The sequence below is a fragment of the Desulfocastanea catecholica genome (assembly GCF_054657295.1).
In genome coordinates this window covers 82,927-103,848 of sequence record NZ_BAAHYZ010000010.1, presented here as the reverse complement: position 1 = coordinate 103,848, position 20,922 = coordinate 82,927, and the positions used below count along the sequence as shown (strand labels likewise).

The following is a 20,922-nucleotide window of genomic DNA, read 5'->3' as shown; positions in this document are numbered from 1 at the left end:
GTAAAATGAAAGAATTTGCGGGTCAGACCGTGCTGGTCAGCGGAGCAACCAGAGGCATCGGCCGGGCAATCGCCGGGAAATTTCTACAGGCAGGGGCCGAGGTTATCGGTATCTATGCCGGAAATAGTGCTGCGGCCGCATCGTTTGCCGAAGAACGCAAAGAATATTCCTCGCAACTGTCACTTTTACGGTGTGATATTACCAAAGAGGCCGAGGTGAATGCCCTGTTCGCCATGATCGAGGAAAAATACCAGCGCCTGGATATCCTGGTGAATAACGCCGGCATCCGTAAAGATGCTCTCCTCGCATTGATGCACAGCGAGCAATGGCAGCAGGTAATCGACACCAACCTCACCGGTACTTTCTATATGGCCAGACAGGCGGTGCTGCTTATGCTGCAGAACAAATACGGCCGAATCATCAATATTACCTCGCCCGTCGCCTCTCTCGGTTTTCCGGGGCAGGCCAACTACGCCGCCTCCAAAGCCGGACAGATCGCCCTGACCAAGACACTGGCGAAAGAAGTTGCCAGGAAAAAAATAACCGTGAATTGCGTATCTCCCGGTTTCATCGCAACCGACTTTATCAACGACCTGGGTAAAGAACAACTGACGGCCTATAAAAAAATGGTGCCGATGAACAGGTTTGGCACCGCCGAAGAGGTGGCGGATGCGGTTCTTTTTCTGGCGGGCCACCGGGCGGCGTATATAACCGGCACCGTTCTGGACGTCAGTGGCGGGCTGTAAAAATGGACTCTTTCGCGGAAATCACCTCCCTTATCCCCCACCGGGCCCCCTTTTTATGGGTTGATACAATCCTTTCCTTTGCCGACGACACCATCGTCACCGAGAAAACGATCCCGACCGACCTTGATATCTTCACCGGCCATTATCCGGGAAAACCAATTATGCCGGGAGTACTCCTCTGCGAAGCTATCTTCCAGAGTGGCGCCCTGCTCATGGGGAAGATGGGCGTGGTGAAAAATGAAGATGAGTCGGCCCTTCCTGTTTTAACCCGCATCACCAATGCCAAATTCAAAAGAAGCGTCCTCCCTGGGGATACCGTCCGCATGCAGGTAAAAATGTCGGAAACCATATCCTCGGTCAGCTTTTTCAAGGGCAAGATGACTGTCGGAGGAAAAACCGCCGTTCAGGTAGATTTTGCCTGTACCATCAGCGCTTCAATCGCCTAGTTTTATTCTTGTAAGAAAAAAACATCACCCCTGCAGTATAAAGTCTTGTCACGCAATTGACCTGTTGAAATTTTATTAAAAAAAGGTAATATGTACGCTCTTCAAACCACAATACATCGTCAACAATCCATCTCTTAAAAATTACCGCCGCAACCGGGACACGAAACAAAAAAATCATTGCTCGTGTTTTCTCTCTATCAGGTATCTTTTCGTGCAGCTATCCATTTCCGATATGATTTTACATGCTGGCCCCATGGGCCAGCTGGTGATGTTCACTCTGCTTATTTTTTCGATTGTATCCTGGACCATAGTGGTAATGAAGGCCCGTTTATACAAAAAAGTCCGTCTTGACTCGGAAGACTTTATTGAAACCTTCTGGGGGTCGTCGAACCTGAATGAGGCATTCACTGCCGCTGCCGAATATGCCTATTCGCCCCAGGCGGCAGTTTTTGTCGCCGGATTCAGAGAACTCGAAAAAATCAATAAAATCCGCAATAAAAAAGATGCAAGCAGAGGAACGGACACCCTGGACATGCAGCTGGCCACCATGGACAATCTTAAACGGGCGATCAGAAAAGCGGAATCACAGAAAATCAATCAACTCGGAAGCAGTCTTCCCTTTCTCGCCACGACCGGAAGCGCGACCCCTTTTATCGGCCTCTTCGGCACAGTCTGGGGTATCATGGCTTCTTTTCACGATATCGGACAAAGAGGCTCGGCGTCTCTTGCGGTTGTCGCCCCGGGTATATCAGAAGCATTGGTCGCCACCGCGGCAGGACTTGCCGTCGCTATTCCAGCGGTCATCTTTTACAACTACTATTCCAATAGACTCGACGAAATCGACGCAGAAATAGCCAACTTTTCCACCGATTTTCTCAATCTCGTGGAACGCGACCTGCTGAGTAGAGTATAGAACAATGGGCCCAACAAGAAGTAACGGTAGAAAAAGACTGGTTTCCGATATCAACGTGACACCGCTCGTCGATGTCATGTTGGTACTGCTGATAATATTCATGGTAACGGCGCCGATGATGACGCAGGGTATCGATGTGGATCTCCCTGAAACAACGTCAAAATCTCTTCGTCAGGAAGAACACCCGGTTACCGTTACTATTAACAAGGAAGGGGATCTCTGGATCAACAAGATTCAAACCAGCCGTGCCCTGATGATTCAGGAGCTGGAAAAAAATTATAGTGCAAATAAAGACCAGCCTATCTATATTCACGCCGACAAGAACGTTACCTATGGACATGTGATGACGGTTATGGAAGATATAAAATCGGTTGGGTTCAATAAGGTTGGTATGATTACCGTGCCACCTGAGAAAGAGTAACAGCGTGTTTCGCGTGTTTCAATCTACTGCGATGATGTCCAAGGAATGGAAACTGCCACTGAATGTGGCCATCGGCATTCACGTACTGGTCCTTTTAGGAGCTTTATATTTACCGGCTATGTTTAAGACCAAGCCGAAATTTGCCGACATTTACACGGTAAGTATTATCAATATTGCCGAACCTGCGGCAAGTACGCCGCCTGCTGCTGGCCCGAAAGCGAGTTCGCCTCCGGTGAGCAGTCCGCCGAAGAAGGCTGAAAAACCTGCTCCGATTATTAAACCCCAGGAAAAGGTGGTTAAAGCAGCCGTTCCGATTGCCAAAACCCCGGAAAAGCCCGCTCCGGCTCCCGTTCCGATTGCTGAACCCGAGGCAAAGGCAGATCCGGTACCCGCGCCACAAAAGGCTATTTCCCTGAAACCGATAAAAAAGAAAAAAATCCAAAATATCAAGCCGACAGAAGAGAGTAAACCACCGGAAAATATCAAGCCCAGAGAAAATCAGGTTCGCAATCAAGAGATAGAACGAAACAGGAGAGAAACACTGGCAAAAGCAATCAGGGAAGAAGAGCTTTTGGCGGCAAAGGCCCAATTGGCTCAGGAGGCTCTTGAGGATGAACGTAATCTGCTCCAAACGTCACAGTCGGCCAGTGCTGTCAATAAGGCACGGGCAAGTTCGTCTGCCAGGTCGTCAGCAAGTTTGGACAATCAGACTTCAACCGCAGCGGCTGCCAGCGGCGGCAGCACCAATCTCCTTGAAAGCCAATATCTGGCATCGGTCTTCAATAGATTGCATCAGTTCTGGGCGCCGCCCGAATACTTGCAGCAAGATCCAAACTTAACTGCTGTCGTGGTGATTACCATCAACCTTGACGGTAACATAGCCAACATGGTCTTTGAAAGCAAATCCGGAGACAGGGTGTTTGATCAGTTTGTCAACAGCACCATAGAAGCTGCCAACCCTATGCCGCCAATCCCACCTGCCTTGAGAAAGCAACGTTTTGAAGTAGGGTTGCGTTTCAGGCCGGGAAGTATACAATAACACAACATAACCCAGAGTTGCAAAAGGTCTATCACCCATGAGAACAACTACTTTCAGGAATGTATTCTTTTTTATCCTGCTGTTTATTTTTGCACAGAAGGCAATTGGAGCAGAACGCGTCTACCTGGATATTACCGCTTCAGAGACCAGAAAAATCAACATTGCGGTGCCGTCATTTCAGAACAGTAATTTCTCCGGTCAACAAACTACTTCTGGCAAAGAACTGGCGAACACTCTCAGTAATGCATTAAAATTTCATGGAATTATTGCCATTATCGAAAGCTCCGGCTATGGTGGCAATGAACCTGGGGAGTGGAAAAAGCTGGGCTTTGATTTTGCCGTGTTAGGGCAATATGCCATGACCTCCGACGCCATCAAGCTTGAAATGAAACTGATGGATGTCGCCGGTAACGAAATTATTATGGGCAAAAGCTACTCAGGTTCAATGACTCAGAAAGACCAAATGCTCTTTAAATTCTGCGACAGCGTTATCGAAACCCTGACAGGAAAACCTGGAATTGCCATGTCGCGGATCGCCTTTGTCAACGGACAAAAAAATACCAAAGAGGTCTATCTGACAGACATCCTGGGGAAAAGCTACAGACAAATAACTCGACATCAACATCTCACCGTCAGCCCAAGGTTTGTGCCGGGAGGAAATCTTCTGACCTACACCTCCTATCACAGCGGTAATCAGAATTTGTATATTACCGATTTGCGGCAAAATAAAATCACCCGGGTACTGTCAAGAAGAAAGGGTTTGAATCTTGCGCCAGCCTGGGCAGCCGATGGCCGATCGATGGTGCTCACCCTTTCCACAAACGGTAATCCAGACCTTTATCTGTTAAACGCCAAAGGTGAAATAATCGAACAACTCACTGATCGGGCAGGAATCAATGTCTCTCCTGCCTGGTCTCCCGACGGCAGCCATCTGGTTTTTGTTTCTGATCGAAGCGGAAAGCCGCAACTTTACCTGATGGAGATGCGCACAAGAAAAGTTAAGAGACTGACCTTTGAAGGATCGGAGAATGCCGAACCCTGCTGGTCGCCGACTGAGGACCTCATTGTCTATTCCAGCCTCCGGGATGGCGTATATCAGTTATTTACCCTCAATCCATACAAAAACATCGCCCCGGTGCAGGTGACCGATGACTTTAGTCATCACGAAACACCCTCCTGGTCACCAGACGGCAACCAGATCATATTTGCAAAACGTGATGGCAAAAATAACCAGATATACGGTATAATGAAAAACGGTTCCTTTCAACGAAAGCTTTTCACTCTTCCCGGCAGCCAGAATTATCCCCAATGGTCAAGGTAAGGTATTCAGAGAATAATTTTAGCAAAATAACTCTATCATGAAAAAAACAGTATTAAATTTTCTTCTTCTTGCGGCAGCAACGCCTTTTCTTGTGCAATGTGCTACGCAGGCTGATGTTAATCAATTGCGATATCAACTCCTTGTCGTTAATAAAAAAATTGAGGATATGCGCTCGACCACTGTCGGCCAACTGCAAAAACGTCAAGCTGTGGCCAGCGGTCAAGTCGACCAGGTCGAACAGGATATTCTTCAACTGAAAAATCAGCTTGAGGAAACTAACCACCTCAATCAACAGCTCAAGGAGCAAAATAAAGAACTTGAGGCGACCATTACCAACGTTGTCCAGACTGAAGCAAGCAAACGTGAGGAAGCGTTAAAGCAATTCGAAGAGGCTCAACGCGAAAAAGAGCTCAGACTGACAGAGGCTCTGAACGAAAAATTGCGCATGCAGGAAGAAAGTGTCAAGGCTATTCAGCAAGCGCGTATCAAGGAGGCAGAGCGCCGGGCCAAAGAGGCATCAATTGCCGCAGAACTCGCAAAGACCCGCTCAAAATCGGCCAACACTGATGTGCAGTCAACAGCGTCGCCCAGTCACATCCGTTTGGAGCAGAAAAAGGTCAAATTGACCCCGGCAGTGCAGGCTGCGGCTGCCGCACCATACCCGCCGACAGCCCCAAAAGCTGAGCAAAAGGTCCAGCCTGCTGCACAGGTAAAACCAGCTTCTCCCGTGCCCGTTGCAGATCCGATCGCTTCCGGGCCGTCGCCGGACAATTTTGACAAAGCACAGCGGCTTTATCAAAGCGAGAAGTATAAGGAGGCGCAACAGTTATTCGAACAGGTAGCCGGTAATACATCCGAGAGCAAAAGCGTGGACGCTCGATTTATGATTGGCGAGTGCCTCTTTGAGCAGAAGGAATACGATAAGGCCATCATGCAGTATCAGAATATTATTTCCCAGCATGCCGACCACGCCAAATCTCCCGCTGCAATGCTGAAGCAGGGAATGGCCTTTGAAAAACTGTCCGATAAGGATACGGCCAAGGTTATCTACAAAAAATTACTGAAAAAGCACGGTTCATCTCCAGAGGCGGCAACAGCTCAGGATAGAATCAGTAAGATCTAGTAAACGGAACACAGTGTTTTGAAGGATCGCCTGGACAAAATCTTACTAGATAGAAAAATCGCCCCGACCATAGACACGGCAAGGGCAATGATCTACGCCGGAGAAGTCTACCTCGGGGAACAGATTTCAGATAAACCCGGGCGATTATGTTCAACTGATTCACCCATCCGCGTCAAGGAAAAATGCCCCTATGTATCAAGGGGCGGCCTGAAGCTTGAAAAAGCTCTGGCCTATTTTCGCGTCTCTCCGGTAGGTCGGATCTGTCTGGATATTGGTGCATCTTCCGGTGGTTTCACCGACTGCCTCCTGCAGAACAATGCGCGGAAAGTGCATGCGGTGGATGTAGCCTATGGACAACTTGCCTGGAAAATCAGGCAGGATCCAAGGGTTACGGTACTGGAACGTTTCAACGCCAGAAATATCACGGCAAAAGATGTCAATAATGAACCGATCGATCTAGCGGTTATGGATGTCTCCTTTATTTCCCTGACCACTCTATTGCCGCCGATTTCAAAACTTTTTGCCGAAGAAGTGTCGATTCTCGCCCTCATAAAACCGCAATTTGAGCTTCCTCGGGAGGATATCGGCCCGGGGGGCGTAGTGAGCGAGTCGTCCCTGCACCAAAAGGCCATTGACAAAATCAAGGTCTTTGTCGAGCTAGCCGGTTTAATGAGCAGAGGGACCGTTGCCTCACCGATACTCGGCCCAAAAGGGAATCGCGAGTTTCTCATCCACATTACCTCCTTAACAGCCTCTTCACGAAGATAACGAAGATAAATCGCCGCATACCGTCGCCGGCTCTATGCATCGCGGATAAATCCGGTCAAAGAAAGCCACCATGAATGCCACAAGAACCCTCTGTTTTACTTTCTTTATCGTTCTTTTTTTTGCTTCTGTCGGTTTCACTCAAACAGCCGGGCAGAGCACAGCAGCCTCCTTTACGCTTCTCTACTCAGGCAATGTTTGGGGGGAATACGAACCGTGCGGTTGAAGCTCAAATCAGCTGGGCGGACTGTCCGGCAAGGCGCGTTTATTAGAAAAATTGAGGGCGGAAATAGGGCAGCCGCTGCTTGTGGTCGATGCCGGCAATCTTCTTTTCCAGACAGCGCTCAAGGGTATAGCTGCAGGAAAAGATAACAATGCCAATTCTTTGATCATCGCTCACGGTCTCGTCAGGGCGTATCAGGCGATGGCCTATGATGCCGTGGCCATCAGCGTAAATGACCTCTCCGCCGGAGCTGATTTTTTTCGACATTCAACTGACCAATCTTTTCCCTGGGTGGCCGCCAATATTAGTGACCAAAACGCCACGGCGGTTTTTCCCGCACACAGCATTAAACAAATTGGTGGACTGACTATCGGTATCATTGGCCTGACGGGAGGAACGGGAAATAATGTTGACGGTTTTATTATCAATGACTGGCGCACCGCCCTCAAGACAGAGATCACCTCACTTGAAAAACGCTGTGACATATTACTGGTTCTCTCCACCCTGACGCCGGCTGAAAACCACGAAATACAGCAAAATTACCAACAGATAGACATCATTGTTTCAGCAGATAACAAAGGGGCAAATATTCAACCGCAGGTGTTTCACAACAGCCTTCTTGTGCAAAGCGGCAGTCGAGGAAAATATATAGGCAAGCTGGATATCACCAGGCATGGTCCCGGGAACTGGTACACTGTTCCCTCCCCTTCACCGGGAGAAAGACAAACCAGACTTACCGCCATCGACCGGCAACTGGGCCAGCTCGAGAAAGAACAGCGTGAAACAAACAGGGATTTCACCCAGAAAATTGCCCGGCTGCAATCGTACCGGCAACGACTTTCCGATCAAATCGCCCAGGACAAGGCAGAAAACAGTGACAGTGCAATAGCAGCGGCGAAAAGCTTCAAATATTCTACTCTGGCGGTCAAGCCGACATCTTCCAATGCGAGCACCCAGGCCATTGTCCAGGACATCAAAAAGAGCATTACTGCCTTGAACAGATATCGCCATGCCGGCATTCAAGCAGACGATCCCGCTCTTCTCTACGCGCTGCAGAAAAATGAGATAGCCGGTGGCAGCGCCTGTCGGCATTGCCACGACAAACAAACTGATTTTTGGCAAACGACCAGGCATGCCGGCGCTTTTTCTACCCTTGCCGAGCAGGGCCAGACTTTTAATCTGCAATGTCTCCCTTGTCATGTCACGGCTGGGAGAGTCGTGGCGTCCTCTGTCGACGCAGAACTGCTGTTTCTCCTTTCGCTCGATAGTGATCGTCAAACGATTGGTTGCGAGGTGTGCCACGGTCCCGGGAACAATCATCTTCTTTCCCCGGAAACAACAGCTCCGCTACGATTACCTCCTGAAGAGACCTGTCTGCAATGCCACACTGCAGAGCGAGACAGCGGTTTCAACTACCCCGCAAAACTCGCGGCAATTGCCTGTCCAGCCAGTTGAACCAAGAGGGCAAAAAAAGAGGGCAGTTACAAAATCTGTAACTGCCCTGCGGATTTTCCACGGCGGAGAGAAAACCGCCCTTTCAATCAGTTGTTGTTAACAGCCAAAAACTTTTTGCAGATTAGGAACGGTCTGCTTTTTACGGCTCATCATGCCGGGAATCCACATGGAATTGCCGGTAAGCTTGGTATCAAAGGCCTTTTCAATGAGAGCGGGATCGTCGGAGAGAACAACCAGGTCGGTTCCTTCTTTTACCACATCGGTGAGCATGAGCAGAACGGAGTGACGACCGTCGGCTTTGACGACTTCCATTGCCTTGACGAGTTCTTCGCGAACATTGGCAACCTGATCAAGGGTCGCAAGCTCAAGTTGGCCAACCCCAACTTTATTGCCCTTCATGTCAAAATCTTTATAATCGCGGAACAGCAGGTCTTTTGCGGGAACCCCGTCAACCGCGGACTTGGCTTTCAACATTTCCATGAAAAGCTCTTCCGTATCGGTCACCCCGGCAATAACTTTCAGATCATTGACAGCAAGCTTGTCATCTTCGGTACAGGTGGGGGATTTGAAATTAACGGTATCACTCAAAATTGCGGCGAGCATTCCACCGGCGATGTCTTTAGGTATGGCAACTCCGGCATCCTTGAACATCTTATTCAAGACAGTTCCGGTACATCCAACAGGCTCTGCTCTGAACAGGATCGGGGTGTTGGTGGTTACATCACCTATTTTGTGGTGATCGACAACTGCAACCAATTCGGCAGAAGCCAGGTTGGCAGGGCCCTGGGCGAGATCGCTAAAGTCGACGAGCGCGATTTGTTTGCCGGCGGCATCAGTGAGCAGTTCGGGAGCAGCAAGACCAAAGCGTTTCAACACAGTAGTCGACTCTGGATTGAGATCTGCAGCGGCAATTTGCATACATGCCTTTGCTTCCATACCTTGAGCGTTGAGCAGAGCTGCATAGGCAATTGCAGATGTTACTGAATCAGTATCAGGATTTGCATGTCCAACAACAGAAATAGCCATTAACGTTCCTCCAATTTTAAATTAATAGTAGTAATCGAAATCTTTTCTTCTTACTGTATTATATTATTTACTTAAATGACTTTGCATGTATAAATGAGACTCCCCAAAATAGTGTTTTCAACGGTATCAGTCAAGGATTAAAAACAACTTGCATAGATTGACTGGTCAATAGTCGGCTCCACCCCTTTCCAGAGCAGTGTATACCCTGATTCTGTTCCCCTGATTCCTCTTAAAACTCCCTCTTCCTGCGTGACTTTGCTGGTGGTATGCGGTATCTTTTCCGTTAATGCTGCATCCTGGATGCGGATCATTTTCCCTACCTTTTCATAATGTGAATAACCGATGGATGGACAAAACGACAGGGAGCTTCCTCGGTCCCGAGTAAAAAGAGGCGCGAGCACTTTTACCTATATTGCCATTGCGATCGTGGTATTATTTTTCGTCAGCTTTTATCTTTACGTGTACAAGGATTCCTCCACCTCCCCTACATCCTCCGTCGCCCCGGTGGGAAGTACAGCCGTGGATGGCGAGGCACCATTTGCCGAAAAAACGACTGCAGGAACTTCGCATGGGGAGACCGGGTCTGGACAGGCTGATCAAAAAACGCTGCGACCTGAAGCAGGAACACCGTATTTAGATGGCGAACTCCCTGGAGCAACAGAGGAAACTCCGGCAGATCTTGCCGGTCTTCCTGCGGTAACGGATGTATCTGACCGGATCGAGCAACAGCTGTCCGCAGGTGGCGATCACCAGCGTCTCGTTGCCGAAGTGAATGCATTTTATGCGCACCTCGATCAGCAGCCGTACATGAAAAGCTTTGCTCTGCAGGAGGCAAGCGGCGTCTATTTTTCAAAACTTGTACAAAAACTTGTCGATAATCCTCCGGTAATTCACCGGGAAACCGACGACATGTTCACCCTTCTGCAAAATACCGCGCATTTCTTTCGCATTCTCGGCAAGGAGAACATGCATGTTATTAAATCGATACTGGACAAAGAAAAAAATTCTTTTGAACAGGTCGTCAAGGCGTTCTATGGACTTACCTATCAACCGACGTACCTTAAGCAAGAATACGCCCTGTCCATTCCTCCTCAAGCTCTCACCGATTACGCTGCATTTTTTCTCAACACCATGGGCGGGCGGCTCTATCTTTTTCGCCGTGACTCCGCCTTGAGAATGCTGGTGAGCTACTATGCCATCATCACCATTGACCGTGCCAACAAGCAGGGAAACGGCGGTCATGGCATTGATCTCAATCCGGCAATACTTTCCCTCATCGAAGAGATAGAAAATGGTGGGAACCGGCTGCAGCAGAAGGACCAGTACCTTGATGTACTATATGATCTTCAGGAGAAATATAATTAATTATGAACCAATCGAATTATAATACGGATCTGTTCTCTTTTCTCTCCTCTTCGCCCACCCCTTATCATGCAGTTGCAGCTATGGAGGACTTCCTGCGCGGCCATGGATTTATAGCGCTGCAGGAAAATGTGCCATGGCACCTTGAAAAAGGCTTTTCCTATTTTGTTACCAGGGAAAAAAGCGCGACGATTGCCTTTACCTTAGGCAGCAAGGAGGAGCCTGAACATGGTTTCAGGATGCTCGCTGCCCACACCGACAGTCCTTGCCTGCAGATCAAGCCCCGCCCCGATATAAAGACAGCGACGTATCAGCAACTTGGCGTTGAGATATATGGCGGCGGTCTGCTCGGTACGTGGTTTGACCGCGATCTTTCCCTGGCGGGACGGGTAGCTGGTGCAATGGCTGACGGCACTCTGGCGGTACGACTGGTTGATTTTCACCGGCCCCTGCTCACCATTCCCAGCATCGCCATCCATTTCAACCGGGAGGCGAATACGAACAATACCATCGACCGGCAGAAACACCTTCCTCCGATTATCGCCCAGGCTATCGATAACCAATTACCCGAATTCAAATCACTTCTTCTCAAGCAAATTCTGCTCGAGCACCCCAAGGCGATGATTGAGGAAATTCTGGCATTCGATCTCTTTTGCTACGATTTCCATGGACCGACCTATCTTGGCATGAATAACGAGTTCATCAGCTCGGCCCGGCTTGATAACCTACTCAGCTGTCATGCCGGAATGACTGCACTTGCTCAAGCGGACCGGGCAAGAAACTGCTTACTTTTCTGCGCCAACCACGAGGAAAACGGATCCACTTCAGCCACAGGTGCCCACGGTTCTTTTATTGATTCGGTCATCGAACGCATCCTCCCCAACCCCGAGGCGAGAAGTATCGCACTGAGCAATTCTTTGCTCATTTCCATGGATAATGCCCATGCCGCCCATCCCAATTTTATGGACAAGATTGATGCCACCCATGAAATCCACCTCAATAAAGGTCCAGTCATCAAACTGAATGCCAATCAACGCTACGCGACAAACAGTCTCAGTGCAGCCATCTATAAACTGCTGTGCAGAGAGGCCGGCATTTCTTGCCAGGAATTTGTCATGCGCAGCGACATGCCCTGCGGCAGCACAATAGGTCCCATTACTGCGGCTCGCCTCGGGGTGAAAACCATCGATGTCGGCGCGCCGAGTCTGGCAATGCATTCTATTCGTGAACTCACCGGCAGCAGTGATCCTTTTCTTCTTTCCCGGTCGATTGGACATTTTTTGAGCAGTGACCGGCACAGACAACTGCCGCAATAAACAGGACCGAGGTTGATGCAGGAGCCCCAGCGACAACCGCCGCGTCACCTGACGGCCTGTGTTCTAACATACACCTTTCCGGTCATATCGTACCGCACCTTCGCCGACGCTCTTTGCGCCTCTCTACTTATCTACCCAAAGGCAACCCTCTACTAAAAAGCACCTTTGAGGTATTTACAAAATCATTTCTGGAAGGTACAGTGTCCGGCGGATTACATTGTAGTATATCCGGCTACCACCTCTAATCATTCACAGATTTTTATATTTTCTCGCTAACTCTCACTCAATTTATACTCAATACCCCATGCAGAAGAGCTCCCCGACCGCTCACATTGCCACGCTGTATCGGTTTTGTGCCCAAAGTATGCAATATCCCGATAGTCATTGGTTTACCGACAATTATCTGACCTGCCTCTATAGCCTCCTTGACGCACTTGGCGGCAGGGAAGAAAAAACCATTCTGCAGGTCGAATTCAGCCGGAGTAAAGATATGCTCGAGGATCTTCAGGTTGAATACACCCGACTCTTCATAAACGGGGTGCCCCATGTTACCGCCCCGCCATATGCCTCGGTCTATCTGGAAAAAACACTGCGAGGCAAATATTCCGATCAGATCTTGACCTATTACCGCTCTCTCGGCTACACCCTTACCGAAAATGCCGACCTTCCCGACAGCTTGATACATCAGCTTGAGTTTCTGTCTTTTCTCGCGGAAGATAATAACCAGGCAAGTGAAGAGGAATTTCTCGCTCGTTTTTTTCTGCCGTGGTTTTCAATTTTTGCATCAAAAGTTAAAGAGGAGGCGCAGCATCCTTTTTATCGGACTATCGTAAGCTTTATTGACTTTTTTACAAAGGAGGACATGGAATATGGCGTTCAACATCACGAGGCGTAAATTTTTGCAGTCTGCCTCATTGGCAGCGGTCGCACTCCCACTCTCCAGTGCCATTGCATCAGAGAGCGGTGTCACACGTTCCCCCCTGGAGGCCAAAGGATCACTGCAGGATGAGACTGTGGTCGGCGGGGTCTGTGAGATGTGTTTTTGGCGATGTCAGCTCGTCGGAAAAACACGTGGTGACCGACTGGTCAAACTGGAAGGGAATCCCAAATCGATCGACAATGGCAGCGCAATATGTGCCCGTGGTAACGCCGGCATTCAACTTCTCTACGATCCGGACCGTCTGAAATACCCGCTTAAAAACGTTGGCGAACGCGGCAAGCCCAAATGGAAAAGAATCAGCTGGGAAGAGGCCCTCGATGAGTGCGGCAGCAAACTGAAAGCCGTGCAGGACAAATATGGCCCGCAGGGTCTGTGCATGTTCCCCCATGGTTCAACGGCTAAATATCCCATGCATTTCATGGAGCGCACACTCGGTACGCATAATGTCAGCGAGGCCTCATTTTTCCAGTGCCGGGGCATTCGTGACATGGCCTACATGGCCACCATGGGCATGCCCCCGGGGGAATTTGTCGATATGCCGAATGCCAAGGTTATCTTCCTGCTTGGCGGCCATTTCGGCGAGAACATTCATGTCAGCCATATTAAACAGTATATACAGGGTCTGCAGAACGGCGCCAAGCTGATCGTCGTCGACCCACGCTACTCCGCCTCTGCGGCCAAATCCGATATCTGGGTAAAAATCAAGCCGGGCACCGATACCGCTTTTCTGCTCGCCATCATGAACTATCTTGTCAGCAAGAATAAATATGATGCCGAATTTATCGAGGAATACGGCCAAGGTTTCGATGAGTTCAAAGCGGGTATTAAGGAGTGGAGCCTGGAAAAAGCCGCCAAGGAGTGCGACATCCCTGCTGCTCAAATCAAGGAAGTCGCGGAAATGCTCGCAGCCAATGCGCCGAATGTTTCCATCCACCCTGGTCGTCATGTGTCCTGGTACGGCAACGATTTCCAGCGGCAGCGTTCCCTGGCCTGCCTCACCGGACTCCTTGGCGCCTATTTTGTCAAAGGCGGCTGGGTCCCCGGCAAAGGACCGAAGGTCGGGAAAACCAGCTGGGCCAAAAAGGACCATGATGGCCAGCATAATCTCAATCTCAATGCCGATGAGGATAGTATCCATCCCTACTCTCCTCCCGGCACCCCCACGGAACTGATCAGAGATGCGGCCTTAACCGGAAAACCGTACCCCATCAAGGGCTGCGTTATCTGGGGCCAAAACCCTATCCAGACCATTCCCGGCCAGGAAAAAATGAAAGAGGTCTTGCAGCAGATGGATTTTGTCATGTGTGTTGACGTCATGCCGACCGACGCAACCATGTGGGCTGACATACTCCTGCCGGAAGTGAGCTACCTGGAACGCCACGACCTGGTCAAGACCGGAACACAGTGGGATTTTGCCGACAGACACCAGCAATACATCACCGCCAGAATGCCCCTGGTAGCCCCGATGTTTGAGCGCAAAGACCAGGTTTATATCACCAATGAGATTGCCCGGCGGATGGGTTATGAGAAAGATATTCCCGTCCAGAGTGTTGAGGAACTGGTGGAAAAAGACCTTAGTGTCGCCAATCTGACCCTGGCGCAATTAAAGCAGGAAGGTGGCATCCACCTCCGAGACGGGAAAAACCCCTATCAGATGCCGGAAGATTTTGAAATTTTGTTTTTCAATGAGGATATTGCCGATGCAGGCTTTCCCGGCGTGCCAACCTATATCCCGGTAGAACAGGCCCCCGTCGGCTACGCGAGACTGCTCTATGGCCGGGTGCCAGTCCACACCTTCAACAGAACCCAGAATAATATCTGGCTGAACAAGGCTATGCCCGACAATCCCGTGTGGCTCAACGATCAGGCTGCGGCAAAAATGGGCTTGAAGGACGGTGACGTGGTCGGTTTTATCAATCAGGACGGCATAAAATCCCGTACCACCACGGTGGTCAAGACCACTCCGGGCATTCGCCATGATGCCGTCTATATGGCCCATGGCTACGGTTCCTCCAATCCGCTCATGAGTGTCGGGGTTGATGCCGGTGTTGATGATACGAGTCTTATAACCAAAATTACCGTCGACCCTGAGACCGGCGCCCATGGAATGCGCAACAACTTTGTCAAGTTGACCAGAGATGGCAAAATAATTGATATTCCGGCCACCGTCTAAATTCGGCTTTAAAGGTATTATTTCAGGAGAATACAATGCAATACGGAATGATTATCGACCTTGAACGATGTGTCGGCTGCCACGCCTGCACCATCGCCTGCAAAGCAGAATGGGAGGTCCCGGTAGAATTTTATCGCAACTGGGTATTTCGCATGGGTCCCAGCCTCGTCGGCGATGAAATGGCGTCAACCTATTACCCCGGGCTGTGCAACCACTGCAGCGAACCGGTCTGTGTCCCCGAGTGCCCGGCGGATCCGGTGGACATGACCTTCACCAATTTTAAAACCGGTAAAACCACCACGATGGAGGTTGCCGCCACCTGGAAAGATCCGTTTGACGGGACGGTACAGATCGACAAGAACCGCTGTATCGGTTGCGGTGCCTGTGCCGATGCCTGCCCCTACAACGCCAGGTACATCAACCCTGCTCTGGTCGATGACACCTCGGAAGACGGCAAAGCGGATAAATGTACCTACTGCAAACCACGGGTTGAAGCTGGTTTCGATCCAGCCTGTGTGCAGACCTGTATTACCGGGGCGAGAATATTCGGCGACCTGGATGACCCGAACTCGGAGGTCGCCAAATACGTCAAGAACGGCGCCAGGGGCATCGAACCCAAGGGCGGAAAACTTGGTCCGAACAGCAGGTACTATGGCAAGAAAAAGGATATGACCTTGCTCTTTAACAGTCATACCCCGGAACTCGCCGATGTCGAGCAAGTCAGAAGAAGGGCCATGCTTGCTTCGATGGTCAAACCGGCCATGAAAAAGATGAGAAACCTCGGCCTTCTTGGCGTGGTCGGCGGCCTTATGGCCAAAGAACTCCTCGAACAAGGAGATAAAAATAAAGCAGAGCCATCAAGCTGATCTCTTTTTTTAGATCAGATCCTGCTGAGCGCGATAATCTCCTGTTTGATTATCGCGCTTTTTTTTGTATTATCATCGACACACACTGTTTTTCCTGCACGACATCCGCCCATCCCGGCAGAAGTTTCCTGCTTTTTTATTCGGCCAATCTCGACAAAAGGATTTCTCAATGAGTACAGACGATAAGAAGATCATCTATTCGATGATTAAAGTAAGCAAATATTATGATAATAAACCGATCTTAAAAGATATTTCCCTGTCTTATTTCTACGGCGCCAAAATTGGCGTCCTTGGGCTGAACGGCTCAGGCAAGAGTACCCTGTTAAGAATCCTTGCCGGTATCGATAAGGATTTTAACGGCGAAACCCATCTCGCCCCAGGACACCGGGTTGATTATCTGCCACAGGAACCGGAACTTGATCCGGAAAAAACCGTGAAACAGATTGTCGAAGAAGGGGTGCAGGAAACAGTCGATCTGCTCAACGAATTCAACGAAATCAATGAGAAATTTGCCGAACCGATGTCCGATGATGCAATGCAGGCCCTCATCGACAGGCAGGCCGGCGTCCAGGATAAACTCGATGCTCTCTCGGCCTGGGACCTCGACAGTCGCCTGGAAATGGCCATGGATGCCCTACGCTGCCCGCCATCGGACTCTAAATGCGGCATACTTTCCGGAGGTGAAAAACGCCGGGTCGCCTTATGCAGAATCCTCCTCAAGCAACCGGAAATTTTGCTTCTCGACGAACCGACCAACCATCTTGACGCCGAATCCGTCGCCTGGCTCGAACAGCATCTGCAGGCATATGCCGGCACGGTTATCGCCGTAACCCATGACCGGTATTTCCTCGACAATGTCGCCGGCTGGATCCTCGAACTTGACCGGGGCCTGGGCATCCCCTGGAAGGGCAACTATTCATCCTGGCTGGAACAGAAAGAGAAACGGCTGGCCATGGAAGAGAAAAAGGAGAGCGAACGACAACGGACCCTGCGCCGGGAACTTGAATGGATAAAGATGAGTCCGAAGGGACGGCGCAGTAAGTCCAAGGCGCGCATCAGCTCCTATGAGCAACTGCTGTCTACGGAAACGGAAAAATTGGCAAGAGAGCTGGAGATTTTCATTCCGCCCGGACCACGTTTAGGCAAGGTGGTTATTGAAGCGGAAAATGTCAGCAAGGGCTTTAACGATCGCCTGCTCGTGGAAAACATGAATTTCAGCCTGCCGCCCGGTGGGATCGTCGGGGTTATCGGTCCAAACGGTGCAGGGAAAAGTACCCTGTTCAAAATGATCATCGGCCAGGAGAACCCGGACTCCGGCACCATCCGCGTTGGGGATACGGTAAAGCTGGCCTATGTCGACCAAAGTCGTGATCAACTCGATCCGGAGCAGACTATCTGGCAGGCGATTTCCGGCGGGCAGGACACCGTCTGGCTCGGCACGAAAGAGGTGAACAGCCGCGCCTATGTCGGCAAATTCAATTTTTCGGGCACCGACCAGCAGAAAAAGGTCGGCCTGCTCTCCGGCGGTCAACGAAATCGTGTGCACCTGGCCAGAACCCTTAAAGAAGGCGGCAATGTCCTGCTGCTCGATGAACCGACCAACGATCTGGACGTGAACACCCTGCGGGCACTGGAAGAAGCCCTGGAGAACTTTGGCGGCTGTGCGGTGGTAATAAGCCATGACCGATGGTTTTTAGACAGGATTGCCACCCATATCCTGGCCTTTGAAGGCAATTCACAGACTGTCTGGTTTGAAGGGAACTATTCGGATTATGAAAAGGATCGCAAAAGCCGCCTCGGTGCAGCAGCGGATCAACCGCACCGGTTAAAATACCGCAGTTTGACCAGAGTGTAACAGCGCGCCGCATCCGGAGGCCACTTTTCAGCAGTGATATTGCTGAAAAGTGGCTGAGCTGTTACATCACAAGGCCTGGAGCTCAACGAGTAAAGACTGCAACTCCTCAATTTTTGCACGGGCAACATCGAGCCGGCCGGCACGGCTGTCCTGCTCAATCTGCAGAGCAATTTCATGGATGCCGCCTATGCCGAGACTGGCGGCGGCACCTTTTATTGCATGTGCCGCCGCACTGACTTTCGCCGCGGAATTTTCTACCAAACCCTGCTGAATACGCTGCACATCCAAATGTAGGGAATCCTTGAAAATTGCCAGCAGCTCCCTCAATAATTCGGCATCATCAGCAACCTGCTCCAGGGCAAAGTCTTTATCCCATTTCAGTGCATTCATAGGGCAATCCTGTCTATTTTATTTTCCCCCGCCGATTTCTTTCGACAAATCTATCTGCCCATGGCGAATAATGCTCAGTAGCCCCTTGTGTAGACCGAGTATCGTCGAACATAATTCCGCTTCAGCTACACCGCCATCGATAATGTAATCAATCGATTCTCCAAACATTCTTACTATTTCCGGTGCAGACCGAGCTGGAGGAAAACCGGATATGTTGGCGCTGGTCGCGGTAATCGGCTTGCCCATTCGCTTGACCAGTTCCTGCGCTATCGGGTGAGGTGAGATTCGAATACCTACGGTACCGGTATTTCCGGTAATCCGCCGGCTAAGAGAAGCCAGGGCCGGAAAAATCAGTGTCAGAGGTCCCGGCCAATATTTTTCTATCAAAGGCCAATACAACTGGGGAACATTTTGCACGACCGCATCAAGCTGCTCCTTTTTTTCAATCAGCAGCAGCAAAGGTTTATCTGCCGCCCTTCTTTTCAGGGCAAATAATCTTTCTACAGCCAAGGCACAGTCGGGATCAACGGCCAGGCCGTAAGTGGTTTCGGTCGGAAAAGCGACAATTCCTCCCCGGCGCAGAAAGCTAACCGCAACATCCAGGGAGGTTCCCACCAAGACACGACTGTTTTGTTCAGACATTTATTTTTTTGTTTTTATCTTCAACTTCCATAACCATATCCTGGCGAAATTTCATAAGTTTTTTGCCAATATCCGGCTGCGACAGGGCGAGAATTCTTACCGCCAGCACGGCACCATTTTTGGCCCCCGCCTTGCCGATTCCCATGGTCGCCACCGGAATCCCCGGCGGCATCTGTACTGTCGACAGCAGGGCATCCAGGCCACCAAGAGAAGAGGCCTCCAAAGGTACGCCGATAACCGGCAGATCCGTATGGGAGGCCAGGACTCCTGCCAGGTGGGCGGCCATGCCGGCCCCGGCAATAATGACCTTTAGCCCTCTCTGCTGGGCATTTTTTGCATAGGCAACCGCTTTCTCCGGAGTGCGATGGGCGGAAGCAACACTGATTTCGCAGCAGATGTCCATCGCTTTCAAAAAATCAGCAGCGGCTTTCATCACCGGCAGATCAGAATCGCTGCCCATGACAATGCCGACGACTGGTTCCTTTGCGCTAATCGAATGGCGTCGCAAGGCCTTCTCGCCGATATCCTTTCGATAATAACAGTCGGTCCATCTGATTTCATCGACGGCGCTGTAGGCCCGGGCGATCGCATCCTTCAAGGTCTTGCCCACGGCAGTGACACCCAGGACACGGCCACCATTGGTGACTATCCGACCGCCTTTCCTGGCGGTGCCGGCATGAAACACCTCAACATCTTGACATTCTGAGGCCTTGGTCAATCCTTTGATAACCTTGCCATTTTCATATGGTCCCGGATATCCGCCCGAGGCCATAACAACGCAGACAGTCGGTCGTGGATCAATTTTCATCTCAACCCGATCCAATTTCCCGTCGATCGCCGCTTCAAAGATATCGATGATATCGCTTTTGAGCCGCATCAGCAGCGGCTGCGCTTCAGGATCACCAAAACGGCAATTAAATTCCAGTACGTTAATGGTTTCTCCATCAATCATCAACCCGGCATAGAGCATTCCCTTATACGGTCGCCCCTCGGCCTCCAGCCCTCTGACAGTCGGCAGCATGACCTTGTTCATGACAAAATCGGCGATGTCATCGGTGACCACCGGGGCCGGAGAATATGCGCCCATTCCCCCGGTATTCGGCCCCTCATCCTTGTCAAATATCGCTTTGTGATCCTGTGATGTAGGCAGAGGCAATACGGTCTTGCCATCGGTAAAGGCAATAAACGAGGCCTCTTCACCTTTCAGGCAAAATTCAATGATGATCTTGTCGCCGGCACTGCCGAAAGCCTTGTCGGCCATAATGAGATCGACGGCCTGTTTTGCTTCGTCAACGGTTTTCGCAACTATCACTCCCTTTCCCGCCGCAAGACCGTCTGCTTTGACAACAATCGGTGCCCCCTGGGAGTCGATGTATTTTTTTGCTTTCTCGCTGTTATCAAACACCTCAAACGAAGCGGTGGGAATGTTATATTTTTTCAAAAACTCTTTGGAAAAGACCTTGCTGCCTTCGAGTTCCGCAGCCTTCATGGAAGGGCCGAAGATTCTCAGTCCCTCGTTTTCAAAGGCATCGACAATACCGGCTACCAGTGAGGACTCCGGGCCAACCACCGTTAAATCGATGTTTTCTTTCTTGGCAAATTTGACTAATTTTTTAACATCGGTCACTGCAATATCCACACAATCAGCTATTCGGCTTATACCTGCATTGCCTGGGGCGCAGTAAATTTTTTCTGTTTTTTTACTTTGCTTGATTTTCCACACAAGCGCATGTTCCCGCCCGCCTGAACCAACAACAAGAATTTTCATAGGCTACTCCAGTCAGTTTTGTATTGTAATCTCTTGTAACACGTCTTTGTACAACGAGAAAATAGTTCGTTCATCCCTGTCTTTTGGATTGATCGTTGACAAAAGGGAAGCTAAATATTACATGAATGAATA

The 20,922-nt window shown here is 50.1% G+C and carries 19 protein-coding genes; 15 read left to right on the top strand and 4 right to left on the bottom strand.

Translation table 11 applies throughout. The features are described 5' to 3' along the window. The first annotated feature begins 5 nt into the window (after positions 1-5). The 9 genes from fabG (at position 6) to ACYQ8U_RS11040 (ending at position 8,452) form a co-directional block, all read left to right on the top strand. Positions 6-746 (top strand): 3-oxoacyl-ACP reductase FabG, encoded by a 741-nt coding sequence (fabG, locus tag ACYQ8U_RS11080; protein ID WP_459945607.1) that lies wholly within the window; start codon positions 6-8, stop codon positions 744-746. Between the two features lie 2 nt (positions 747-748). Beyond that, on the top strand, positions 749-1,192 hold the full coding sequence (gene fabZ / locus ACYQ8U_RS11075; RefSeq protein ID WP_459945606.1) for a 3-hydroxyacyl-ACP dehydratase FabZ: 444 nt from the start codon (positions 749-751) through the stop codon (positions 1,190-1,192). Positions 1,193-1,424: 232 nt separating this feature from the next. Next, the gene (tolQ, locus tag ACYQ8U_RS11070) at positions 1,425-2,105 is read left to right on the top strand and encodes a protein TolQ (RefSeq protein ID WP_459945605.1); all 681 of its coding nucleotides are present in this window, start codon (positions 1,425-1,427) and stop codon (positions 2,103-2,105) included. 4 nt (positions 2,106-2,109) lie between these two features. Further along, on the top strand, positions 2,110-2,526 hold the full coding sequence (gene tolR / locus ACYQ8U_RS11065; RefSeq protein WP_459945604.1) for a protein TolR: 417 nt from the start codon (positions 2,110-2,112) through the stop codon (positions 2,524-2,526). 13 nt (positions 2,527-2,539) lie between these two features. Further along, positions 2,540-3,565, top strand: a complete 1,026-nt coding sequence (locus ACYQ8U_RS11060; RefSeq protein ID WP_459945603.1) for a TonB family protein — start codon at positions 2,540-2,542, stop codon at positions 3,563-3,565. 37 nt (positions 3,566-3,602) lie between these two features. Further along, complete coding sequence (locus ACYQ8U_RS11055; protein WP_459945602.1) at positions 3,603-4,886, top strand: protein TolB; 1,284 nt, start codon at positions 3,603-3,605, stop codon at positions 4,884-4,886. A 37-nt stretch (positions 4,887-4,923) separates the two neighbouring features. Then, positions 4,924-6,009 carry a tetratricopeptide repeat protein gene (locus ACYQ8U_RS11050; protein WP_459945601.1) on the top strand — a complete coding sequence of 362 codons (1,086 nt, stop codon included), beginning with the start codon at positions 4,924-4,926 and terminating at the stop codon, positions 6,007-6,009. Positions 6,010-6,027: 18 nt separating this feature from the next. Beyond that, a complete protein-coding gene (locus ACYQ8U_RS11045; protein WP_459945600.1) occupies positions 6,028-6,777 on the top strand; it encodes a TlyA family RNA methyltransferase in 750 nt (249 codons plus the stop codon). A gap of 235 nt (positions 6,778-7,012) precedes the next feature. Further along, positions 7,013-8,452 carry a UshA-like (seleno)protein gene (locus tag ACYQ8U_RS11040; protein WP_459945670.1) on the top strand — a complete coding sequence of 480 codons (1,440 nt, stop codon included), beginning with the start codon at positions 7,013-7,015 and terminating at the stop codon, positions 8,450-8,452. A gap of 96 nt (positions 8,453-8,548) precedes the next feature. On the opposite strand, the gene ACYQ8U_RS11035 is transcribed toward ACYQ8U_RS11040, so the two are convergent. Continuing rightward, positions 8,549-9,478 (bottom strand): manganese-dependent inorganic pyrophosphatase, encoded by a 930-nt coding sequence (locus ACYQ8U_RS11035; protein WP_459945599.1) that lies wholly within the window; start codon positions 9,476-9,478, stop codon positions 8,549-8,551. A gap of 342 nt (positions 9,479-9,820) precedes the next feature. On the opposite strand from ACYQ8U_RS11035, the gene ACYQ8U_RS11030 reads away from it, so the two are divergent. The 6 genes from ACYQ8U_RS11030 to ettA all read left to right on the top strand — a co-directional run bounded on the left by ACYQ8U_RS11030 (position 9,821) and on the right by ettA (position 17,990). After that, on the top strand, positions 9,821-10,843 hold the full coding sequence (locus ACYQ8U_RS11030; RefSeq protein ID WP_459945598.1) for a hypothetical protein: 1,023 nt from the start codon (positions 9,821-9,823) through the stop codon (positions 10,841-10,843). Positions 10,844-10,845: 2 nt separating this feature from the next. After that, positions 10,846-12,156 carry a M18 family aminopeptidase gene (locus ACYQ8U_RS11025; RefSeq protein ID WP_459945597.1) on the top strand — a complete coding sequence of 437 codons (1,311 nt, stop codon included), beginning with the start codon at positions 10,846-10,848 and terminating at the stop codon, positions 12,154-12,156. Between the two features lie 364 nt (positions 12,157-12,520). Next, positions 12,521-13,051: a TorD/DmsD family molecular chaperone gene (locus ACYQ8U_RS11020; protein WP_459945596.1), complete on the top strand. Its 531-nt coding sequence runs from the start codon at positions 12,521-12,523 to the stop codon at positions 13,049-13,051. Beyond that, complete coding sequence (locus tag ACYQ8U_RS11015; RefSeq protein ID WP_459945595.1) at positions 13,026-15,269, top strand: molybdopterin-containing oxidoreductase family protein; 2,244 nt, start codon at positions 13,026-13,028, stop codon at positions 15,267-15,269. The genes ACYQ8U_RS11020 and ACYQ8U_RS11015 overlap by 26 nt, the downstream gene beginning before the upstream one ends. A 35-nt stretch (positions 15,270-15,304) precedes the next feature. Further along, complete coding sequence (locus tag ACYQ8U_RS11010; protein ID WP_459945594.1) at positions 15,305-16,135, top strand: 4Fe-4S dicluster domain-containing protein; 831 nt, start codon at positions 15,305-15,307, stop codon at positions 16,133-16,135. Positions 16,136-16,304: 169 nt separating this feature from the next. Next, positions 16,305-17,990: an energy-dependent translational throttle protein EttA gene (ettA, locus tag ACYQ8U_RS11005; protein ID WP_459945593.1), complete on the top strand. Its 1,686-nt coding sequence runs from the start codon at positions 16,305-16,307 to the stop codon at positions 17,988-17,990. A 66-nt stretch (positions 17,991-18,056) separates the two neighbouring features. Here the strand turns inward: ettA and ACYQ8U_RS11000 are convergent, their stop codons facing one another. The 3 genes from ACYQ8U_RS11000 to purD are packed head-to-tail and all read right to left on the bottom strand — an operon-like array spanning position 18,057 to position 20,790. Continuing rightward, positions 18,057-18,380: an Hpt domain-containing protein gene (locus tag ACYQ8U_RS11000; RefSeq protein ID WP_459945592.1), complete on the bottom strand. Its 324-nt coding sequence runs from the start codon at positions 18,378-18,380 to the stop codon at positions 18,057-18,059. 18 nt (positions 18,381-18,398) lie between these two features. Then, positions 18,399-19,022, bottom strand: coding sequence for an L-threonylcarbamoyladenylate synthase (locus tag ACYQ8U_RS10995; protein ID WP_459945591.1), 624 nt, complete (start codon positions 19,020-19,022; stop codon positions 18,399-18,401). Beyond that, the gene (purD, locus tag ACYQ8U_RS10990; protein ID WP_459945590.1) at positions 19,015-20,790 is read right to left on the bottom strand and encodes a phosphoribosylamine--glycine ligase; all 1,776 of its coding nucleotides are present in this window, start codon (positions 20,788-20,790) and stop codon (positions 19,015-19,017) included. Before purD ends, ACYQ8U_RS10995 begins: the two co-directional genes overlap by 8 nt. Between the last annotated feature and the right edge of the window lie 132 nt (positions 20,791-20,922).